Genomic DNA, 19,737 nt, shown 5'->3' on the forward strand with positions numbered 1-19,737 from the left:
CCAATGGTTCCGGCTCCGCAACTCGCCGGTGGCGGCCACCAGCCGCAATCAAGGGCGGGGCGGTTTTCACCGTCCCGCCCTGGGCACGCATCAGTCACACCCCGCCCTCCACGGGGAAAGGACGCGACGCCATGGCGGAAACCGTCACACCTTCCAGCACCACAAGTCCCGGTCTCCTCGCGTCACTGGACCCCCTGCTGCGGGAATGGCTGCCACGGCAGCGCTGGTTCGCGGGCAAGGGGCGTCCGGTCACCGGGTTCTCGCTGGTGGCGGCCACCGAGCTGTTGCCGGCCGGGGGGAAGCTGGGCCTGTACCACCTGCTCGTCCAGGTCCATCAGCCGCTCGCCCACGGCACCGGCCCCGGTGACTGCTACCAGCTCCTGATAGGTGAGCGCGAGGCGCTGCCGCCCCGGCTGGCGCCCGCGCTGATCGGCCATGTGACCGAGGGGCCGCTCACCGGACGCACGGTGTACGAGGCCCTGTACGACCCCCGGCCCGCCGAGCTGCTCCTGGAGGCGCTGCGCACCCGGGCCCACATCGGTGGCCTCCGCTTCGAACGGGACCCGCGGCAGGAGGTACGGTCCGGACTGATACCCCGCGCGGTGACCGCCGAGCAGTCCAACTCGTCGGTCGTCTACGGAGATACGTTCATCCTGAAGCTGCTTCGCCGGATCGTGCCCGGCGTCAATCCCGACCTCGAGCTGCCGCTCGCGCTGGCCCGCGAGGGCTGTCCGCGGGTGCCGGCGCCGACGGCGTGGCTGCGGGCCGAGCTGTCCGGTCAGTCGTACGTCCTCGGCGTCCTCCAGCCCTACATCCAGGGCGCGGCGGACGGCTGGGAGCTGGCGTTGCGCGAACTGGCCAAGGGTGAGGACTTCGCCGCCGAGGCGCGGGCGCTCGGGCGCGCCACCGCCGAGGTGCACACCGCGCTGGCCCGCGCGCTGCCGACCGTGACGCTGGGCCACCTCCAACTGCGCTCGATGGTCGACGGCATGCTCGAGCGCCTCGACGCCGCCGCACAGGCGGTACCGGCGCTGCGGACCTACGCGCCCGGGCTGCGCTCCGCGTTCCAGGCGCTGGCCGATCTGGCGGCCGAGGGCCACACCTGGACCGCCCAGCGTGTCCACGGCGATCTGCACCTCGGGCAGTGCCTGCGCTCCCCGGCCGGGGCCCCCTCCCACGCTTTCGGCAGTGGGGGAGAGTGGTCGCTGATCGACTTCGAGGGCGAGCCGGCCCGGCCGCTGGCCGAACGGCGGATGCCGCAGCCGACCGTGCGGGACGTCGCGGGGATGCTGCGCTCCTTCGACTACGCGGCGCACTCGGTCCGGCCGTCCGTGCCCGGCTGGGCGGAGTCCTGCCGGGCCGCGTACTGCTCCGGGTACGCCGAGATAGACGGCCGCGATCCGCGCAACGACCCGGTACTGCTGCGGGCCTACGAGACCGACAAGGCGGTCTACGAGGTCGTCTACGAGGCCCGGCACCGCCCGGACTGGCTCCCGGTGCCGCTGTCGGCCGTGCGGCGCCTCGCTTCCTCCCACCTGACCTGATCACACCTTCTCCTAGGAGGCTCCGCCCGTGACCCCCCGTACCCCCGCCAGCGGTTCGGATCCGAAGAAGACGGCCGAGGAGAAGGCGACCGCGCCCGAGAGGACGCCGACCAGGAAAACGACGGCGAAGAAGGCGGCTGCCAAGAAGGCTACGGCGAAGAAGGTCGTGGCCAAGGAGACGACGGCCGGCAAGGCGGTTGCTGAGAAGGCTGTGGCCAAGAAGGCCGCGGCGAAGAAGGCCACGGCCAAGAAGGCGGCAACGAAAAAGGTCACGGCCGAGAAGACTTCCGTCAAGACGACCGCAGCAAAGAAGACAACCGCAAGGAAAGCGACCGCCAAGAAGACGACCGCGTCGAAGGTCCCCGTCGTGGCCGCCGTCTCCCCCGCCCTCGATGCCGGGGACCGCGAGCGTCTGCTCAGCGGTACGCATCACGACCCGCACTCCGTGCTCGGCGCCCACCCGGTGCCGGGCGGAGTCGTGTTCCGGGTGTTCAGGCCGTACGCCCTGTCCGTCACCGTGGTCGCCGGCAGTCTGCGGGCCGAGTTGCACGACGACGGCGACGGGTTCTTCTCCGGGCTGGTGCCCCTGCAGGACGTCCCCGGGTACCGGCTCGGCATCGCGTACGAGGGGACCGTCCTGGACACGGAGGACCCGTACCGCTTTCTGCCCGCGCTCGGTGAGCTCGACCTGCATCTGATCGGCGAGGGCCGGCACGAGGAGCTGTGGCGGGCGCTGGGGGCGGAGCCGATGACCCATCAGGGCGTCACCGGCACCCGGTTCACGGTGTGGGCGCCGAACGCCCGGGGCGTGAGCCTGGCCGGCGGTTTCAACTTCTGGGACGGCACCGGCTTCCCGATGCGTTCGCTCGGCGGCACCGGCGTATGGGAACTCTTCGTACCCGGGATCGGCGAGGGCGAGCTGTACAAGTTCGAGATCACCCGTCCCGACGGTTCGAAGACACTGCGCGCGGACCCGCTGGCCCGCCGCACCGAGGCCCCGCCGAACACCTCGTCCATCGTGCACGCCTCGCACCACGAGTGGGGCGACGAGGAGTGGCTGGCCCGCCGGGCGGAGCTGCCCGCGCACGAGGCGCCGTTCTCCGTCTACGAGGTCCACCTCCCGTCCTGGCGACCCGGCCTGACATATCGTCAGCTGGCTGAGCAGCTGCCCTCCTACGTCAAGGACCTCGGCTTCACGCACGTCGAGCTGATGCCGGTCGCCGAGCACCCCTTCGGCGGCTCCTGGGGCTACCAGGTCACCGGCTTCTACGCCCCGACGGCCCGCCTCGGCTCACCGGACGACTTCAAGTACTTCGTCGACTCCCTGCACCGGGCGGGCATCGGCGTGCTCATGGACTGGGTGCCCGCGCACTTCCCGCGCGACGACTGGGCGCTGGCCGAGTTCGACGGGCGTCCGCTGTACGAGCACGAGGATCCGCTGCGTGCGGCCCACCCCGACTGGGGGACCCTGGAGTTCGACTTCGGCCGGCGCGAGGTGCGCAACTTCCTGGTCGCCAACGCCGTGTACTGGTGCGAGGAGTTCCACATCGACGGGCTGCGGGTGGACGCCGTGGCCTCGATGCTGTACCTCGACTACTCGCGCGAGCCCGGCCAGTGGTCGCCGAACGAGCACGGCGGGCGGGAGAACCTGGACGCGGTGGCGTTCCTCCAGGAGATGAACGCAACCGTGTACCGGCGCTCGCCCGGCGTGGTGACGATCGCCGAGGAGTCCACCGCCTGGGACGGTGTCACGCGGGCCACCCACCACCAGGGCCCGAGCGGCTTCGGCGGCCTCGGTTTCGGGCTGAAGTGGAACATGGGCTGGATGCACGACTCGCTGGAGTACATGAGCCACGAGCCGATCCACCGCAAGTACCACCACCACGAGATGACGTTCTCGATGGTGTACGCGTACAGCGAGAACTACGTCCTGCCCATCTCGCACGACGAGGTGGTGCACGGCAAACGGTCACTGGTGTCGAAGATGCCGGGCGACTGGTGGCAGCAGCGGGCCGATCACCGGGCGTACCTCGGCTTCATGTGGGCCCACCCGGGCAAGCAGCTCCTGTTCATGGGCCAGGAGTTCGCCCAGGGGGCGGAGTGGTCCGAGGCCCACGGCCCGGACTGGTGGCTCCTCGACCCCGCGTACGGAGCCGAGGCCGACCACCGCGGCGTCCGCGACCTGGTCCGCGACCTCAACACGGTCTACCGCCACACGCCCGCCCTCTGGGAGCGTGACGCCCACCCCGAGGGCTTCCAGTGGATCGTCGGGGACGCGGCCGACGACAATGTCTTCGCCTTCCTCCGGCACGCCGCCGACGGCACACCGCTCCTGTCCGTCTCCAACTTCTCGCCGGTCGTCCGTCACGACTACCGCCTCGGCGTCCCCGACGACATCCCCGCCTGGCACGAGACGCTGAACACCGACGCCGACCGCTACGGCGGCAGCGATGTCATCAACCCCGACCCGATCAAGCCGGAGGCGATGGGCCGGCACGGCCGCCCGGCCAGCATCAGGCTGACGCTGCCGCCGCTGGCTACGGTGTGGCTGCAGCCGTCGTAGCCGGGCGCATGCCCCGATCGAGGTCGACCGGCCCACCCCCAACCGACCGAGATCGACCGGCCACCCCTCACCCGACCGAGTCGGGTGAGGGGTGGGCATAGGCCGGGGTCTGGGGGCGGAGCCCCCAGCGGCGGTCACCCGGACGCCGGCGACGCCTCGGCGAGGCCCCGCGGCAACGCCCCGGTGTGCACCACGCCCAACCTCTGCGTCGCCCGAGTCAGCGCCACGTACAGATCGCTCGTCCCGTACCGCCCCGGCTCGACGACCAGGACGGAGTCGAACTCCAGGCCCTTGGCCTGCCGCGGGTCCAGCAGGACAACCGTCTGCGTCAGGTCGGGCTCGGCACCCGCCGTCACACCGTCCAGCCGGGCGGCCAGCCGCCGGTGCAGGTCGCGTGGCGCGATCACGGCGAGGCGGCCCTCGGCCGGGGTCAGCTCCCCGACCGCCTTGGCGACCGCGCCGGGCAGGTCGTCGGTGGCCCGGACCCAGGGGCGTACCCCTGTCGACCGTACGGAGCGGGGCGGCTCGAAGTCCGGGTGCTCCGCGCGTACGACGGCCGCCGCTAGGTCCATGATCTCGGCGGGGGTGCGGTAGTTGACGTCGAGGCGGGTGTGGTCCCAACGGTCCTCGACATACGGCTGGAGTATCTTCGACCAGGAACCCACGCCCGCCGTCTCCGCGGTCTGGACCGGGTCGCCGACCAGGGTCATCGAGCGGGTCGGGCTGCGCCGCATGAGCAGCCGCCACGCCATCGGGGACAGCTCCTGCGCCTCGTCGACGATGATGTGCCCGAACGCCCAGGTGCGGTCGGCCGCCGCGCGCTCGGCGGCGCTGCGGTGGTCGTCCTCCTCGTGCCGTTCGGCGAACCGTTCGGCGTCGATGATGTCGTGCGCGGACAGGACCTCGGAGGCCTCGGGATCGTCCTCCTCCTTGTCCTCGAACTCATAAGTGCGGGAGGCGTACGACACCTCAAGGACGCCCTGCGCGTACGCCACCTGGGCCTCCCGCTCGCGTTCCGCACGCGCCCGGGCCGCCCGGTCGTCCTCGCCGAGGAGTTCGGCCGCCTCGTCGAGCAGCGGTACGTCCGCCACCGTCCACGCCCGGGTGACCGGGCGGCGGATGGCGGCGGCGTCCGCGTCGCCGACGTACCCCTCCGGCGCGGCGAGGAAGTCCGCGACGAGCCGCTGCGGGGTGAGGACCGGCCACAGCTGGTCGATGGCGGACCAGACCTCGGGGTTGTCGGCGAGTTCGTCGCGGATCTGGGTGATGTCACTGGCGTCGAGGAGGTTCGAGCCGTCGTAGGGGTCGGTGCCGATGCGTTCGGCGACCATGTCGGTGAGCGTGTTGAGGATGTGGCCCTCGAAGTGCTCGCGGGCGGCGTTGTGCGGCAGCTTGGCGGCGCGGGTGCGCTCACGGGCGACGCTCACCAGGCCGTCGTCGAGCATCAGGACCTCGCGGTCGTGCTCGATCGCGATCACCGGGTCGGGCAGCGCCTCCCGGTCCCGTACGACGGCGGCGAGCACGTCGGCCATCTCGGCGCGGCCCTTCACGGCGGCCGCCTCGGGGGTGTCGGTCGCCGTCGCCTTCACGCCGGGGAACAGCTCACCGACCGTCGCCAGCAGCACGCCGGTCTCGCCGAGGGAGGGCAGCACCTCGCCGATGTAGCCGAGGAACGCCGGGTTGGGGCCGACGATCAGGACGGCCCGTTTGGCGAGCAGCTCCCGGTACTCGTAGAGGAGATACGCGGCCCGGTGCAGGGCCACCGCCGTCTTGCCGGTGCCGGGGCCGCCCTCGACGACCAGTACTCCGCGGTACGGGGCGCGGATGATCTCGTCCTGCTCGGCCTGGATGGTCTGCACGATGTCCGTCATCCGGCCGGTGCGCGCGGAGTTCAGCGCGGCCAGCAGGACGTCGTCCCCGCTGGGGTCCTCGTAGCCGGTCCTGGTGGCGTCACCGACGTCGAGGAACTCGTCGTGCAGGGCGGTGACGCGGCGGCCGTCGGTGGTGATGTGCCGGCGGCGGCGCAGGCCCATCGGGGTGTGGCCGGTCGCCAGGTAGAAGGGACGGGCGACGGCGGCACGCCAGTCGATCAGGATCGGCGTGCGGTCGGCGTCGGCGGCGCGCAGGCCGATACGGCCGATGTGGTGGCGGACGCCGGAGGTCAGGTCGATCCGGCCGAAGCAGAGCGAGCCGTCCACGGCGTTCAGCGCGGCGAGCAGCCCGGACCGCTCGGCGACGAGGATGTCCCGCTCCAGGCGGGCCTGCATCGGCTTGTCGCCCTGGGCGAGCGCGTCCGTGACGGAGTGCTCGGTGTCGCCGCGCAACGCGTCCACGCGCGCGTACAGGTCGTCGATGAATTCCTGCTCGCGGCGCATTTCATCGTCTGGAAAGTCGACGTTTGACGAATCCATGTTTGACAATTCCGCTCCCGCCCGGATATACTTGCCTCATTACGCTTCCTCGCGATTGCATTTCCATGAAGTCGCGAACCATTGAATATACGCAGAGAAATCCCCCGGGCGCAATTGCCCGGGGGATTTCTTTACGTCCGCTGAGGGTCACATCACGTCGGACAGCTCCTCCAGCAGCCGGCGCTTCGGCCGCGCGCCCACCATCGACTTCACGGGCTCACCGCCGCGGAACACCATGAACGTCGGCATGGACAGCACCTTGTACGCGTTCGTCGTCACCGGGTTGGTGTCCACGTCGAGCTGGACCACCTTCAGGCGATCGCTCGCCTCGGCGGCGAGCGCGCTCAGCACCGGACTCATCTGCCGGCACGGCGGGCACCAGTCCGCGGTGAACTCCACCAGCACCGGCAGCTCCGCCCCGAGCACCTCGTCGTCGAAATCCGCGTCCGTCACCTCGGCCACACCCGCTGCCCTGATCACCGCGTCCGCCCTCCCAGTTCGCACACCGGTTCCGGGCCGCCCGGAACCACCGCCTCGTCGGCCAGCCTCTTCCGCGCGCTCTCGGCGCGGGCGAGCTGCCGGGCCACCGTCGCCCGTACCGCGCCCAGCTCCGCGATCAGCGCGTCGAGCTCGTCCAGCTTGCGCCGGTACACCGCGAGCGACGCCGGGCACGAGTCGCCCTCCGGGTGCCCGGCCCGCAGACACTCCACGAAGGGCCGGGTCTCCTCCAGGCCGAACCCGAAGTCCTGCAACGTCCTGATCTGCCGCAGCAGCTTCAGGTCCTGCTCGTCGTACGTCCGGTGTCCGTTGGTGTCGCGCCGCGCGGGCAGCAGCCCCCGCGACTCGTAGTACCTGAGCGTCCGCGTGGTGGTCCCGGCCCGTTCGGCCAGCTCGCCGATTCGCATGCGTACGAACGTAAGCCTTGACGCCGACGTCAGGGCAACAGCGGTTTTCGCTGCACCGGGGAGGTGAGGACGATCGACGTCGTCGTGCGGCCCAGGGCGGAGACCGCTTCGAGGACCTCCTCCAGGTGGATCGTGTCCCGGACGGCGACCTTGAGGATCCAGCAGTCCTCGCCGACCACATGGTGCACCTCGGTGATCTCGGGACGCTCGATCAGCTCGAGGGTCCTGGGGTGCTTCAGGTTGTAGCCGCCGTGCGGGTTCACGCGGATGAAGGCCTGGATGCCGTAGCCGAGGCGGGCAGGGACGACATGCGCCACCGCCCGCCGGGGCACTCCACCTCGGCGCCGACCTCGACGACGAGCACTCGCTGACCGCTGCCCTCGGCTCGCGCACCTTCGATGTCGTCGTCGACCAGGTCTGCTACACCGTTCCTGTGGACTGAGCGGGAGTGAGCCCGCTCAGCCGCACGCCCCGAACGGTCTTGGGCGCACTGGTCCCCGGCGTACTCGACCCCGGGGCGGCGACACGCATCGTGTGCGTGGTCCGGGCCCGGGAGGCCAGTTCCCTGTGCGACCTGGCCATGTGGGCACGGCCAGAGGCGACGGGGAGGCCCCGAACCATCACTCCGGTGGAGCGGGGGCCCCGCACGCTGGCGCCGCACCCGGCGTCCCAGATCGCACAGCGATGCGAACCCGGTCGGCCCAGCGCGTCGCAAGCCTGTGAGCCGACCATCACACGATCGAGTTAAAGCGGCCTTGGGTGCACTCCTCGGCGAACAGTTGCCGACCCCACGCCAGGCGGCGCTTGCCCGCCGCGTGTTCACCGGCCGCACCCGGCGCTATGTGATGACGTCCACGGTCGAGGTGTACGCGTACGAGGACTCGGTGGAACCTGTGCGCGAGGAGGCTGTCGATCCGCACGCGGTCGCCGTTGAGCTCGAACTCCCTTGGGACGACCCGGAGTTCGCCGAGAGTCACTACGGCGAGGGCAAGCGGCAGGCCGAGGCGGTCTTCGCGGCCGGCCAGGACCTTCCCTACGTGGCCGTGCGCGTCGCTCATGTACTGGGCGGGGACGACGACTTCACCGGGCGGCTCCAGCACTACGCGGACCGGATCCGGGCCGGCGAGCCGATCACCGTTCCGGTCGTGAACAAGCCCGCCACCTACATCCACGTCGAGGAGATCGCCGACTTCCTGGCGTGGGTGGTCGGCGCGTACTTCACCGGGCCGGTCAACGCGGCCTCCCACGGGCTGCTGGCCACCGAGGAACTGTGCGCGGCGCTGGCCGTGCATCTCCCCGAGGGCAGGGCCGTCTTCCGGGGCGTCGAGGCCGGCGAGGTCTCGCCGTTCTCCTTCGCCCGCTTCTACGGCATGGACAACTCCCGGGCCACGCGGCTCGGTTTCACCTTCGGCGACGTACGGCAGTGGCTGCCGAAGGCGGTCGCGGAGACGCTGGGGAAGGGCGACTGACATGCAGTACCGCACCCTGGGCGGCCTGCGCGTGAGCGCGATCGGGCTCGGCGCCATGCCGCTGTCCATCGAGGGCCGCCCGGACGCGGCACGGGCTCTGGCCACCGTGCACGCCGCGCTCGACGCGGGCGTGACACTGCTGGACACGGCGGACTCCTATCACCTGCCCGGCGCCGGACCCGGCCACAACGAGCACCTGCTCGCCCGCGCTCTCGCGACGTACGGCGGTGACACGACGGACGTGCTGGTGACCACGAAGGGCGGGCGTGGCAGACCGTCCGACGGCAGCTGGACGACGACGGGCTCTGCGCGGCACCTCAAGGCGGCCGCCGAGGCCTCGCTGAAGCGGCTCCGCGTGGAGGCGATCGGCCTCTACCAGCTGCACAAGCCGGACCCCGCCGTCCCCTTCGAGGAGTCCGTCGGCGCCCTGCGCGAGCTGCTCGACGAGGGCAAGATCCGGCTGGCGGGCGTCTCCAACACGGACACCGGCCAGATCCGCCGGGCCCGCGCGATCCTCGGGGACCGGCTGGTCTCGGTGCAGAACCAGTACTCGCCGGCCGTACGGAACAGCGAGGCGGAGCTGCGGCTCTGCGCCGAGCTGGGGCTGGCGTTCCTGCCGTGGAGCCCGCTCGGCGGCATCTCGCGCAGCTCGCTGGACGGGCCGTCCAGGCCGGCGGGGACCGACCGCTTCGGCGCGTTCCATGCCGTGGCGAAAGAGCGCGGGGTCAGTCCCCAACAGGTGTGCCTGGCCTGGCTGTCGGCCAAGTCGCCGACGGTGATCCCGATTCCCGGGGCGAGCCGGCCGGAGACGATCGGGGACTCGGCGGCAGCGGCGGACCTGGTGCTGAGCACGGAGGAACTGGCCCGGCTGGACGCGGCCGTCTAGGGGCACTGGATCCGCCTCGTCCTCCGTCTCCGCCCCGTCCTCCTCGCCGACGCCCCCTGTGCCGAGCAGGCGGCGGATCAGATGGTCACGGTCGGAGAGGAGCTCGTCGAGGGCGGTGCGGAGGTCCTCCGGCTGGGTGGACTCGGCTTCGCCTTCGGCCGAGATCAGCACGGAGCGTCGTACCAGCCGGCCTCGCGGACCGCCGAGTGGTGGATCATCCGGCCGAACAGGCCGGGCGGCCAGGCCTACGGGGGGAGGGCCTGACCGCCCGGCGGTCGAGGGGGCGGGACCAGCACGGGCCCGCCCTGCGCAGCGGCTACGCCTTCGCGAGTTCCTTCTCCTCGTCCGCGCGCGGCTCGGGCACCTCGGTGGTGGCGTCCGGTGCCGCGCCGTGGCCGTCGTCCAGCAGCGTCGTCTCGTCGAACGGCGCCCGTCCGGCGAGCACCTCGGCGACACGCTCCTTGTCGATCTCCTTGGTCCAGGTGCCGATCAGGACGGTGGCGACGGCGTTGCCCGCGAAGTTGGTCAGGGCGCGGGCCTCGCTCATGAAGCGGTCGATGCCGACGATCAGGCCGACGCCGTCCACAAGGGCGGGCTTGTGGGACTGCAGGCCGCCGGCCAGGGTGGCCATGCCCGCGCCGGTGACACCGGCCGCGCCCTTGGAGGCGATCAGCAGGAAGAGGAGCAGCGAGATCTGCTCGCTGATCGCCATGGGCGTACCCATGGCGTCGGCGATGAACAGGGACGCCATGGTCATGTAGATCATGGTGCCGTCGAGGTTGAAGGAGTAGCCGGTCGGGACGGTGATGCCGACCACCGGCTTGCTGACACCCAGGTGCTCCATCTTCGCGATCAGCCGCGGCAGCGCCGACTCGGAGGAGGAAGTGGACAGGATCAGCAGGAACTCGCGGCCCAGGTACTTGAAGAGCGTGAAGGCGTTCAGGCCCGCGCCGATCCGCAGCAGCGCACCGAGCACGACGAAGACGAACAGGATGCAGGTGATGTAGAAGCCGAGCATCAGCACGGCGAGGCTCTTGAGGGCGTCGATACCCGCGGAGCCGGTGACGGCCGCGATAGCACCGAAGGCACCGATCGGCGCCGCCCACATGATCATGGCGAGGATGCGGAAGACCAGCCGCTGGATGTGCTCGATGCCACGGATGATCGGCTGCCCGGTCGAGCCCATGGCCTGCAGCGCGAACCCGGACAGCAGGGCGATGAGCAGGGTCTGGAGGACCTCGCCCTCGGTGAAGGCGGAGACGAGGGTGGTCGGGATGATCCCGAGCAGGAAGTCGGTGGTGCCCTTGGCCTCGGCGTCTACCTGCGCCTGACCGGTCTCGCGGATCGCGTCGGTCACCGCGAGGCCCGCGCCGGGCTCCACGATGTTGCCGACGACCAGACCGATGGCGAGGGCGACCAGCGACATGATCGCGAAGTAGATGAGCGCGATACCGCCGACCGCGCCGACCTTGGCGGCCTTCCGTACGGAACCGATACCCAGCACGATCGTGCAGAAGATGATCGGCGAGATCATCATCTTGATCAGGTTCACGAACCCGGTGCCGATCGGCTTCAGGTCGACGGCGAAGCCGGGCGCGACCAGGCCCACGACGATGCCGAGCGCGACCGCGATGATCACCGCGATGTAGAGATAGTGGGTGCGGTCCCGCTTGGCGGGCTTGGCAGGTGCCGTATCGGCTGTACCGGTCACGACTGCCCTCCTTGACGACGTCATCGGCATCACCGGCGTGCGGCTCACGTCCGGGGGATCTGGAGCTTGGAAAGTCCGGGAGACGCGCTCCCGCGATGCGGTGACTATCTCCCGCCCTGTGAGGGCGGTCACCCTTCCGTTCATTTAGTTCGTACTTAACGTGGGGGGCACACTGACGACATGCGCATCCGTATCCCGAGACCCCGCAGCCTGGCCGGTCAGCTCTTCGCCATGCAGGCCGTCCTCATCGCGGTGCTCGTTGCCGGATACGCGCTGTTCACGTACGTCAGCGACCGCAACCAGGCCGAGGGCGCCGCGGGCCGCCAGGCCATGGCCGTGGCGCGGGCGGTCGCCGACGCGCCCTCCACCCGGGCGGCGATCCGTACCTCCGATCCCACGGCCGCCCTCCAGCCGTACGCGCTGCGCGTCATGCGGGACACGGAGGTCGACTTCGTCACGATCATGAATCCCCGCGGCATCCGCTGGACCCACCCCAACGAGAACGAGATAGGCCAGCGCTTCCTGGGCCATATCGAGCCCGCGCTGATGGGCGAGTCGTTCACCGAGACGTACACCGGCACGCTCGGCCCGTCGGTCCGCGCGGTCACCCCGGTCGAGGACGGGGGTGAGGTCGTCGGCCTGGTCAGCGCCGGCATCCGGGTCGAGGCGATCAGTGAACGCGTCCAGGGCCAGCTGACCGCCCTGCTCGGGGTCGCCGGCGGTGCCCTCGCGCTCGGCGCGGTCGGCACGTATGTCGTCAATGCCCGGCTGCGCCGCCACACCCACGGCATGAACGCGGCCGAGCTCAGCCATATGCACGACTACCATCAGGCCGCGCTGCACGCCGTACGCGAGGGACTGCTGATGCTCGACGGGCAGTACCGGATCGCGCTGATCAACGACGGAGGGCGGGAGCTGCTCGGGGTGACCGAGGATGTCGTGGGCAGGTCGGTGGCCGAGATCGGACTGCCGACGCCGCTGACGGGGGCGCTGCTGGCGTCGGAGCCACGGGTGGACGAGGTGCATCTGACGGCGGACCGGGTGCTGGTGGTGAACACCTCGCCGGTGTCGGGCGGTGAGCGGCGGGGGACGGTCGTGACATTGCGGGACGTGACCGAGCTGCAGTCGCTGATGGGCGAGCTGGACTCGGAGCGGGGCTTCACCCAGGCGCTGCGCTCCCAGGCACACGAGGCGGCGAACCGGCTGCACACGGTCGTGTCGCTGATCGAGCTGGGTCGGGCCGAGGAGGCGGTCGACTTCGCGACGGCCGAGCTGGAACTGGCGCAGGCGCTGACGGACCAGGTGGTGGCGGCGGTGGGCGAGCCGGTCCTGGCCGCGCTGCTGCTCGGCAAGACCGCGCAGGCCAACGAGCACGGTGTGGAGCTGGTCGTGACTCAGGACAGCCGGCTGGACGACGGGCTGCTGCCCAAGAGCCTGCCGGCCCGGGACCTGGTGACGATCCTGGGCAACCTGATCGACAACGCGGTGGACGCGGCCCAGGGCAGCGTGCCGGCCCGGGTGACCGTGTCGGCGGTCGCGGAGAACGGTGAGCTGGTGCTGCGGGTGTCGGACACGGGGGCGGGAGTGGACCCGGAGCACGCGGAGGCGGTGTTCCAGCGCGGGTTCTCCACCAAGCCGGCCGGGCCGGGCGGACGCGGCCTGGGCCTGGCTCTGGTACGGCAGGCGGTGCACCGGCATGCCGGGTCGCTGTCGGTGGCGGAGGCCGACGGGGGCGGGGCGGAGTTCGAGGTGCGGTTGCCGCTGCGAGAGCGGGCCGCCGCGGGCGGGGCGGCGTCGGGAGGCCGGGCATGACACTTCAGGAGCCGATCCGCGTCCTGGTCGTGGAGGACGATCCGGTCGCCGCCGACGCCCATGTGATGTACGTCGGCCGGGTGCCGGGCTTCGTCGCGGTCGGCAAGGCGCAAACGGGAGCGCAGGCCCGGCGGGCCCTTGAGCGGACGCCGGTGGACCTGCTGCTGCTCGACCTGCACCTGCCGGACGTGCACGGACTGCAACTGGCTCGCTCGCTGCGGGCGGCGGGCTATCACGCGGACGTGATAGCGGTGACGTCGGCGCGGGATCTGGCGGTGGTGCGGGAGGGAGTGTCGCTCGGGGTCGTCCAGTACGTCCTGAAGCCGTTCACTTTCGCGACGCTGCGGGACCGTCTGGTGCGGTACGCGGAGTTCCGGGGTGCGGCGGGCGAGGCCAGCGGCCAGGACGAGGTCGACCGCGCACTCGCGACCCTGCGGGCACCGACACCGGCGGCGCTGCCGAAGGGGTTGAGCGCACCGACGCTGGAGCGGGTGACGGTGGCCCTGCGGGACTGCGCCGACGGGCTCACGGCGACGGGGGTCGCGGAAGCGGTGGGGATCTCGAGGATCACGGCCCGGCGGTACCTGGAGCATCTGGTGGATGCGGGCAGGGCCGTGCGGAGTCCTCAGTACGGGGCCGTGGGGCGGCCCGAGTTGCAGTACCGGTGGGTCAAGGGGCAGTAGTCCTCGGAGGGTTGCGGGGCGTCCGGATCATAATCCGCCGCAGACGCATTGACCTGACTAGACCACTCCTCTTACGTTCACCGGGCAGCCATCCCGGCGCCACAACGAAGTGAGCCCGTAGGAGGTCATGTCCGTGCGTCCCACCGCCGTTCTGCTCACCACCGCCCTCGCCCTCACCGCCGCATCCCTCACCGCCTGCGGCAGCGGATCCGGCAGTGACCCGGACACCCTGAAGGTCTCCTTCAAGCAGTCCACGGACAACTCCGTCAAGGTGATGGACACGTTCCTCGCGGACATCAAGAAGCAGTTCGAGAAGGAGAACCCCGGCAAGAAGGTCGAGCTCGTCCCGATCAAGGCCCCGGACTCGGAGTACTACACCAAGGTCCAGCAGATGCTCCGCTCCCCCAAGACGGCCCCGGACCTCGTCTACGAGGACACCTTCCTCATCAACTCCGACATCACCAGCGGCTACTTGAAGCCCCTCGACCCCTACCTCGCCAAGTGGAAGGACTGGAACCAGTTCATCGACACGGCGAAGGCCGCCGCCAAGGGCGAGGACGGGAAGACGTACGGCGTCCCGGACGGCACCGACACCCGGGGCCTCTGGTTCGACAAGGGCATCTTCGAAGAAGCCGGCCTGCCCACCGACTGGCAGCCGGAGAACTGGGACGACGTCCTCGAAGCCGCCCGTACGATCAAGCAGAAGGTCCCCGGCGTCACTCCCCTCAACGTCTACACCGGCAAACCCGCCGGTGAGGCCGCCACCATGCAGGGCTTCCAGATGCTGCTCTACGGCACCAACGACGGCACGACGGACCCGCTCTACGACGACAAGTCCAAGAAGTGGATCGCCGGCAGTCAGGGCTTCAAGGACGCCCTCACGTTCGTCGAGACGGTCTACAAGGAGAAGCTCGGCCCCGACGTCGCCGACGCCCTCGACCCCAACTTCGGCACCCGCGTCCGCGGCGAACTCCTCCCCCAGGGCAAACTCGGCATCAACCTCGACGGCTCCTGGCTCCCGCAGGACTGGCTGGAGGGCAGCGGCCATGAGTGGCCCGAGTGGTCCGAGAAGCTGGGCCTTGCCTCCATGCCCACGCAGCGCGGCCAGGCCCCGGGCAAGGTGAGCATGTCGGGCGGCTGGACCTGGGCGATCCCGGCCAAGGCGGCCAACCCGGACCTGGCGTTCACGTTCATCGAGACGATGCAGACGAAGGCCAACGCCCAGAAGTGGTACATCGCCAACTCGGGCATCGCGGTCCGCAAGGACGTCGCGGCCGACCCGGCGTACGTACAGGCGCAGCCCGGCATCAAGTTCTTCACCGATCTGGTCGCCACCACCCACTACCGGCCCGCCTACCCGGCGTATCCGAAGGTCTCCACCGCGATCCAGGAGGCGATGGAGGGCGTGACGACGGGGGACGTGTCGGTCGAGGAGGCGGCGAAGGCGTACGACGAGGAGCTGAAGTCGGCGACGGACAACCAGGTGATCGAGAAATGAGCCGCCGCTCATGACGACCGCTCAGGCCCCCGGCCTCGCAAAGAGGCCGGATCCGGCCCCCTCACGCCCCACGCCGAAGCACCGCCCCCGCTCCCTGGCCCGAGCCTCCCCCTCACCCCCGCCATAGTCCTCCTGCTCCTCTTCCTGGCCGGCCCGATCGCGTACTGCGCCTACATCGCCTTCACCGACCTCCAGCTCACCGGCCAGGCCGAGGAGTCGTTCATCGGCTTCGAGAACTTCCGTACGGCGTTCGGGGACGAGGCGTTCCTGAACGCGGTGTGGCTGACCCTCGTCTTCACGGTCGTCTCGGCGCTGCTCGGCCAGAACACGCTGGGTCTGGCCCTGGCCGCACTGATGCAGCGCGCCTCGAAGACCGTACGCACGCTGGTCGGCGGCATCGTCATCACGGCGTGGGTACTCCCGGAGGTCGTCGCCGGCTTCCTCCTCTACGCCTTCTTCCGCCGCGAGGGCACCCTGAACGCCATCCTGGACTGGCTCCATCTCCCCTCGCAGAACTGGCTGTTCACGCTCCCGATCCTGGCGGTGTCGTTCGCGAACGTCTGGCGGGGCACGGCGTTCTCGATGCTGGTCTACTGGGCGGCGCTGAACGAGATCCCGAAGGAGATCACGGAGGCCGCGGAGGTCGACGGCGCCGGCGGCTGGCGCCGTATGTGGCACATCACCCTCCCGATGATCCGCCGCTCCATCGGCACGAACCTGATGCTGATCACCCTCCAGACTCTGTCCGTCTTCGGCCTGATCTGGGTGATGACGAGGGGCGGGCCGGGCGGAAAGAGCCAGACGCTGCCCCTCTTCATGTACGAGGAGGCGTTCCAGAAGAGCATGATCGGCTACGGCACCGCGGTCGCCCTGCTGCTCCTGGTGGTGGGCTCGTTGTTCTCGGTGGTCTATCTGCGGCTGCTGCGAACGGAGGTCTGACGTCATGCCCCGGACTCCCTCTTCCCGCCGGACCACGCACCGCCTGGCCGCCGACGCCGGCCTCCTGGTGGTGGCCGCCGCCTTCTCCCTCCCCTTGTTGTGGGTGATCCTGTCCGCACTGGACACGAACGCGAACCTCCAGGTGAAGCTCCCGGACGGCCTGACCCTGGACAACTTCGACGCGGTCCTGACGCCGGACGTCACCTTCACGCCGCTGCTCAACAGCCTGCTCCTGTGCGGCGGCGGCACGCTGCTGACGGTGGCCTGCGCCGCGCTGGCCGCCTACCCGCTGTCGCGGTTCCGGTCCCGCCTCAACCGCCCGTTCCTCCTGACGGTCCTCTTCGCGACGAGCCTGCCCATCACGGCGATCATGGTCCCGGTGTACGCCCTGTTCGTGCAGGTGAACCTGATCGACACGATGCAGGGCACGATCTTCTTCTTCGCGGCGTCTCAACTGCCGTTCGCGATCTGGCTGATGAAGAACTTCATGGACGGCGTACCGAAGGAACTGGAGGAGGCGGCCTGGACGGACGGGGCGTCGTCGCTCCAGTCGCTGGTGCGGATCGTGCTGCCGCTGATGGGACCCGGTGTGGCGGTGGTGACGGTGTTCTCGTTCGTGATGATGTGGGGGAACTTCTTCGTTCCGTTCATGCTGCTGCTGACGCCGGATCAGATGCCGGCGGCCGTGAGCATCAACGAGTTCTTCGGGAACAGGGGGACTGTGGTGTACGGGCAGTTGGCCGCGTTCTCGATCATCTACTCGACGCCCGTGATTCTGCTGTACGTGCTGGTCGCACGGCGGTTGGGCGGGGGATTTGCGTTGGGTGGAGCGGTCAAGGGGTGAGAGGTTCGGCACCCCTGTGATCAGCTCTCCGGCAACACCCCGGCCCGAAACGGCTCCACTCCCACCACTCGCCGCACCTTCACCGGCTCGATCAGCAGCATCACCCGCCGCTCTCCCGGCAGCAGCCACGGATACCGCTCCTCCCCGATGTACTTCCGCGTGAGCCGGTCCATCGACCGTTCCGCTTGCTCCCCCTCCACGAACCGCACCACCCGCCCCCGGATCTCCACCCGGTCGTAGGGATTCCCGGGGTCGTGGTGGGACAGCGAAACGTTGGGATTGCGCCGCAGGTTCTCCTCCTTCACGCGGCCGATCGCGGTGTTGACCATGACGTACTCACCTTCGAGGTCCGCCCACATGGGCGACACCTGCGGCGCCCCGTCGGGGCCGACGGTCGCCAGGTGCCAGAAGTTCGGGGCCAGCAGACGCTCGCGCACATGCCCCTCGACCTTGCCATTCACCTCGTACACGAGACACTCTCCTCCCGGGCAGCCCCTCGCGGGCCGTCCGGAGTCATCCTCGCGATCACCCGCTCCACCCCGACAGACGATCTTCGGCCAGCCCGAACCCACGACCGAAACCGTATTTTCCTACAATCCGTGATCCTGGCCGAACAGACCGTAGTCACCGGCCTCCCGCGCCCCTACTTTGTGCCCGTGCGCCGACCCCCAGCTCTACCGAACCAGCCCGGTCCCCCTTCAACGCCCCCGCCGCCCGCGGCTCCGTGCCGCCTCGGCATGGGGCCCGAACACGTCGCCCACGACCTGCGTGCCTCGTACGGCCTGCCATACGTCACCCCGGACCTCGTCATCGCCTGGGAACGCGGGACCGCCAACCCCAGCAGCCCCGAACTCACCGCCCTCGCAGGCGTGTTGTGGTGCTCACCGGCCGAACTCATCGGCAGACCGCGGACCCTGCGCGAGCACCGCATCTCCCGCGGGCTCGCCCCGGAGGACGTCGCCCGCGGCGTCGGACTCGAACTCCTCGCCTATCTGCGGATGGAAGAGGACGGCGAGTGGCGCGGCACCGAGCGGCAGACCACAGCCCTGGCCGGCGTCCTCGACCTGGGCCTGCCGGACTTCGTCACCGTCACCGGCCGCGAGGCCAGGCTCGCCGACCTGCTGCGCAGTGCCGTGACCACGCGCTGGCAGGCGTACGTCCGTCCGGTGGGCAAGATCGTGCCCCTGGACCGGGGCGTGCTGGAGGCCACCCTTCAGCAACTGCACCAGGACTACCAGGGGCAGATGGTCGCCACCCTCAGCTGGGGCGGCGGTAGCGGCGACGCCGGTGACAACGGCCGCGACTTCCTCGACCGGATCGTCGAGCACTTCTGGACGACGGTCGACGGGAGCCGGGCATCGGGTTACTAGGAAGAGCGGGTCGCTGGAAGACCGGGCCGCTGGAAAACCGGGTTACTAAAAGACCGACTCCGCCTCGTCCATCCGGTCCTTCGGCACCGTCTTCAGCTCGGTCACCGCCTCCGCGAGCGGCACCATGACGATGTCGGTGCCGCGCAGCGCGGTCATCCGGCCGAACCGGCCCTGGTGCGCGGCCTCCACCGCGTGCCAGCCGAAGCGGGTGGCGAGCACCCTGTCGTACGCGGTCGGGGTGCCACCGCGCTGGACGTGGCCGAGGATGACCGGCTTGGCCTCCTTGCCGAGCCGCCGCTCCAGCTCGTACGCCAGTGCCGTACCGATGCCCTGGAAGCGTTCGTGGCCGTACTGGTCGATCTCGCCCTTGCCGTAGTCCATGGTGCCCTCGGCGGGGTGGGCGCCCTCGGCGACGCAGACGACGGCGAACTTCTTGCCGCGGGCGAAGCGTTCCTCGACCATCTTCACGAGATCGGCCGGGTCGAAGGGACGCTCCGGCAGACAGATGCCGTGCGCGCCCGCCGCCATGCCGGACTCCAGCGCGATCCAGCCGGCGTGCCGGCCCATGACCTCGACGACCATCACGCGCTGGTGGGACTCGGCGGTGGTCTTGAGGCGGTCCATGGCTTCGGTGGCGACCCCCACCGCCGTGTCGAAGCCGAACGTCCGGTCGGTCGACGAGATGTCGTTGTCGATCGTCTTCGGTACGCCGACCACCGGCAGACCGGCGTCGCTCAGCATCCGGGCCGCCGTGAGCGTGCCCTCGCCGCCGATCGGGATCAGCGCGTCGATGCCGAAGTCACGGGCGATGTCGGCGGCGTTGTCGCAGGCCTCGCGCAGACGGTCGCGTTCCAGGCGGGAGGAGCCGAGGATGGTGCCGCCGCGGGCCAGGATGCCGCTGACCGCGTTCAGGTCGAGGCTGCGGTAGCGGCCGTCCAGCAGGCCCGCGTAACCGTCCTCGAAGCCGATGACCTCGTCGTCGTAGTTGTCGACCGCGCGGTGCACGACCGACCGGATCACGGCGTTCAGGCCGGGGCAGTCGCCGCCTGCGGTGAGAACTCCGATGCGCATCGTGCTGTGTCTCCAGGTCGCTGTCGATACC

The 19,737-nt window shown here is 70.2% G+C and carries 17 protein-coding genes and 1 pseudogene; 11 read left to right on the plus strand and 7 right to left on the minus strand.

What is annotated here, in order from left to right; translation table 11 throughout:
- Positions 1-131 precede the first annotated feature (131 nt).
- On the plus strand, positions 132-1,544 hold the full coding sequence (locus tag StrepF001_RS25100; RefSeq protein WP_129800489.1) for a maltokinase: 1,413 nt from the start codon (positions 132-134) through the stop codon (positions 1,542-1,544).
- A 28-nt stretch (positions 1,545-1,572) separates the two neighbouring features.
- Complete coding sequence (gene glgB / locus StrepF001_RS25105; RefSeq protein WP_129800490.1) at positions 1,573-4,107, plus strand: 1,4-alpha-glucan branching enzyme; 2,535 nt, start codon at positions 1,573-1,575, stop codon at positions 4,105-4,107.
- A 134-nt stretch (positions 4,108-4,241) separates the two neighbouring features.
- On the opposite strand, the gene StrepF001_RS25110 is transcribed toward glgB, so the two are convergent.
- The 4 genes and pseudogenes from StrepF001_RS25110 to StrepF001_RS25125 all read right to left on the minus strand — a co-directional run.
- Positions 4,242-6,482, minus strand: coding sequence for a UvrD-helicase domain-containing protein (locus StrepF001_RS25110; protein ID WP_206306940.1), 2,241 nt, complete (start codon positions 6,480-6,482; stop codon positions 4,242-4,244).
- Positions 6,483-6,665: 183 nt separating this feature from the next.
- Positions 6,666-6,998, minus strand: coding sequence for a thioredoxin domain-containing protein (locus StrepF001_RS25115; RefSeq protein ID WP_276322840.1), 333 nt, complete (start codon positions 6,996-6,998; stop codon positions 6,666-6,668).
- Complete coding sequence (locus tag StrepF001_RS25120) at positions 6,995-7,423, minus strand: MerR family transcriptional regulator (protein WP_129800492.1); 429 nt, start codon at positions 7,421-7,423, stop codon at positions 6,995-6,997. The genes StrepF001_RS25115 and StrepF001_RS25120 overlap by 4 nt, the downstream gene beginning before the upstream one ends.
- A 29-nt stretch (positions 7,424-7,452) precedes the next feature.
- Positions 7,453-7,737 (minus strand): annotated as a pseudogene (locus tag StrepF001_RS25125) (Lrp/AsnC ligand binding domain-containing protein); the annotation flags it as partial.
- 441 nt (positions 7,738-8,178) lie between these two features.
- Here StrepF001_RS25125 and StrepF001_RS25140 point away from each other — a divergent pair.
- The 3 genes from StrepF001_RS25140 to StrepF001_RS25150 all read left to right on the plus strand — a co-directional run bounded on the left by StrepF001_RS25140 (position 8,179) and on the right by StrepF001_RS25150 (position 10,042).
- Entirely contained in the window at positions 8,179-8,892 is a 714-nt protein-coding gene (locus tag StrepF001_RS25140; protein ID WP_240797674.1) for a reductase, read from the plus strand.
- Position 8,893: 1 nt separating this feature from the next.
- Positions 8,894-9,778 carry an aldo/keto reductase gene (locus StrepF001_RS25145; protein WP_129800493.1) on the plus strand — a complete coding sequence of 295 codons (885 nt, stop codon included), beginning with the start codon at positions 8,894-8,896 and terminating at the stop codon, positions 9,776-9,778.
- 81 nt (positions 9,779-9,859) lie between these two features.
- On the plus strand, positions 9,860-10,042 hold the full coding sequence (locus tag StrepF001_RS25150; protein ID WP_129800494.1) for a hypothetical protein: 183 nt from the start codon (positions 9,860-9,862) through the stop codon (positions 10,040-10,042).
- 52 nt (positions 10,043-10,094) lie between these two features.
- Here the strand turns inward: StrepF001_RS25150 and StrepF001_RS25155 are convergent, their stop codons facing one another.
- Positions 10,095-11,489, minus strand: a complete 1,395-nt coding sequence (locus StrepF001_RS25155; RefSeq protein WP_129800495.1) for a cation:dicarboxylase symporter family transporter — start codon at positions 11,487-11,489, stop codon at positions 10,095-10,097.
- 180 nt (positions 11,490-11,669) lie between these two features.
- Here StrepF001_RS25155 and StrepF001_RS25160 point away from each other — a divergent pair, with 180 nt between their 5' ends.
- The 5 genes from StrepF001_RS25160 (at position 11,670) to StrepF001_RS25180 (ending at position 17,265) form a co-directional block, all read left to right on the plus strand.
- Entirely contained in the window at positions 11,670-13,301 is a 1,632-nt protein-coding gene (locus tag StrepF001_RS25160; protein ID WP_129800496.1) for a sensor histidine kinase, read from the plus strand.
- Complete coding sequence (locus StrepF001_RS25165) at positions 13,298-13,984, plus strand: response regulator (RefSeq protein WP_129800497.1); 687 nt, start codon at positions 13,298-13,300, stop codon at positions 13,982-13,984. The genes StrepF001_RS25160 and StrepF001_RS25165 overlap by 4 nt, the downstream gene beginning before the upstream one ends.
- 127 nt (positions 13,985-14,111) lie before the next feature.
- A complete protein-coding gene (locus StrepF001_RS25170) occupies positions 14,112-15,482 on the plus strand; it encodes an extracellular solute-binding protein (RefSeq protein ID WP_129800498.1) in 1,371 nt (456 codons plus the stop codon).
- A 123-nt stretch (positions 15,483-15,605) separates the two neighbouring features.
- Positions 15,606-16,421: a sugar ABC transporter permease gene (locus tag StrepF001_RS25175; protein WP_129800499.1), complete on the plus strand. Its 816-nt coding sequence runs from the start codon at positions 15,606-15,608 to the stop codon at positions 16,419-16,421.
- Positions 16,422-16,425: 4 nt separating this feature from the next.
- Positions 16,426-17,265 carry a carbohydrate ABC transporter permease gene (locus tag StrepF001_RS25180; RefSeq protein WP_129800500.1) on the plus strand — a complete coding sequence of 280 codons (840 nt, stop codon included), beginning with the start codon at positions 16,426-16,428 and terminating at the stop codon, positions 17,263-17,265.
- Positions 17,266-17,285: 20 nt separating this feature from the next.
- Here StrepF001_RS25180 and StrepF001_RS25185 read toward each other — a convergent pair whose 3' ends face one another.
- Complete coding sequence (locus tag StrepF001_RS25185; RefSeq protein ID WP_206306941.1) at positions 17,286-17,735, minus strand: PPOX class F420-dependent oxidoreductase; 450 nt, start codon at positions 17,733-17,735, stop codon at positions 17,286-17,288.
- Positions 17,736-17,921: 186 nt separating this feature from the next.
- Here StrepF001_RS25185 and StrepF001_RS25190 point away from each other — a divergent pair, with 186 nt between their 5' ends.
- Positions 17,922-18,635 (plus strand): helix-turn-helix transcriptional regulator, encoded by a 714-nt coding sequence (locus tag StrepF001_RS25190; RefSeq protein WP_129800501.1) that lies wholly within the window; start codon positions 17,922-17,924, stop codon positions 18,633-18,635.
- Positions 18,636-18,680: 45 nt separating this feature from the next.
- Here the strand turns inward: StrepF001_RS25190 and StrepF001_RS25195 are convergent, their stop codons facing one another.
- Positions 18,681-19,706: an ATP-dependent 6-phosphofructokinase gene (locus StrepF001_RS25195; RefSeq protein ID WP_129800502.1), complete on the minus strand. Its 1,026-nt coding sequence runs from the start codon at positions 19,704-19,706 to the stop codon at positions 18,681-18,683.
- Between the last annotated feature and the right edge of the window lie 31 nt (positions 19,707-19,737).

It is taken from the genome of Streptomyces sp. F001 (assembly GCF_004187715.1).
Classification (GTDB): Bacteria; Actinomycetota; Actinomycetes; order Streptomycetales; family Streptomycetaceae; genus Streptomyces; species Streptomyces flavusporus.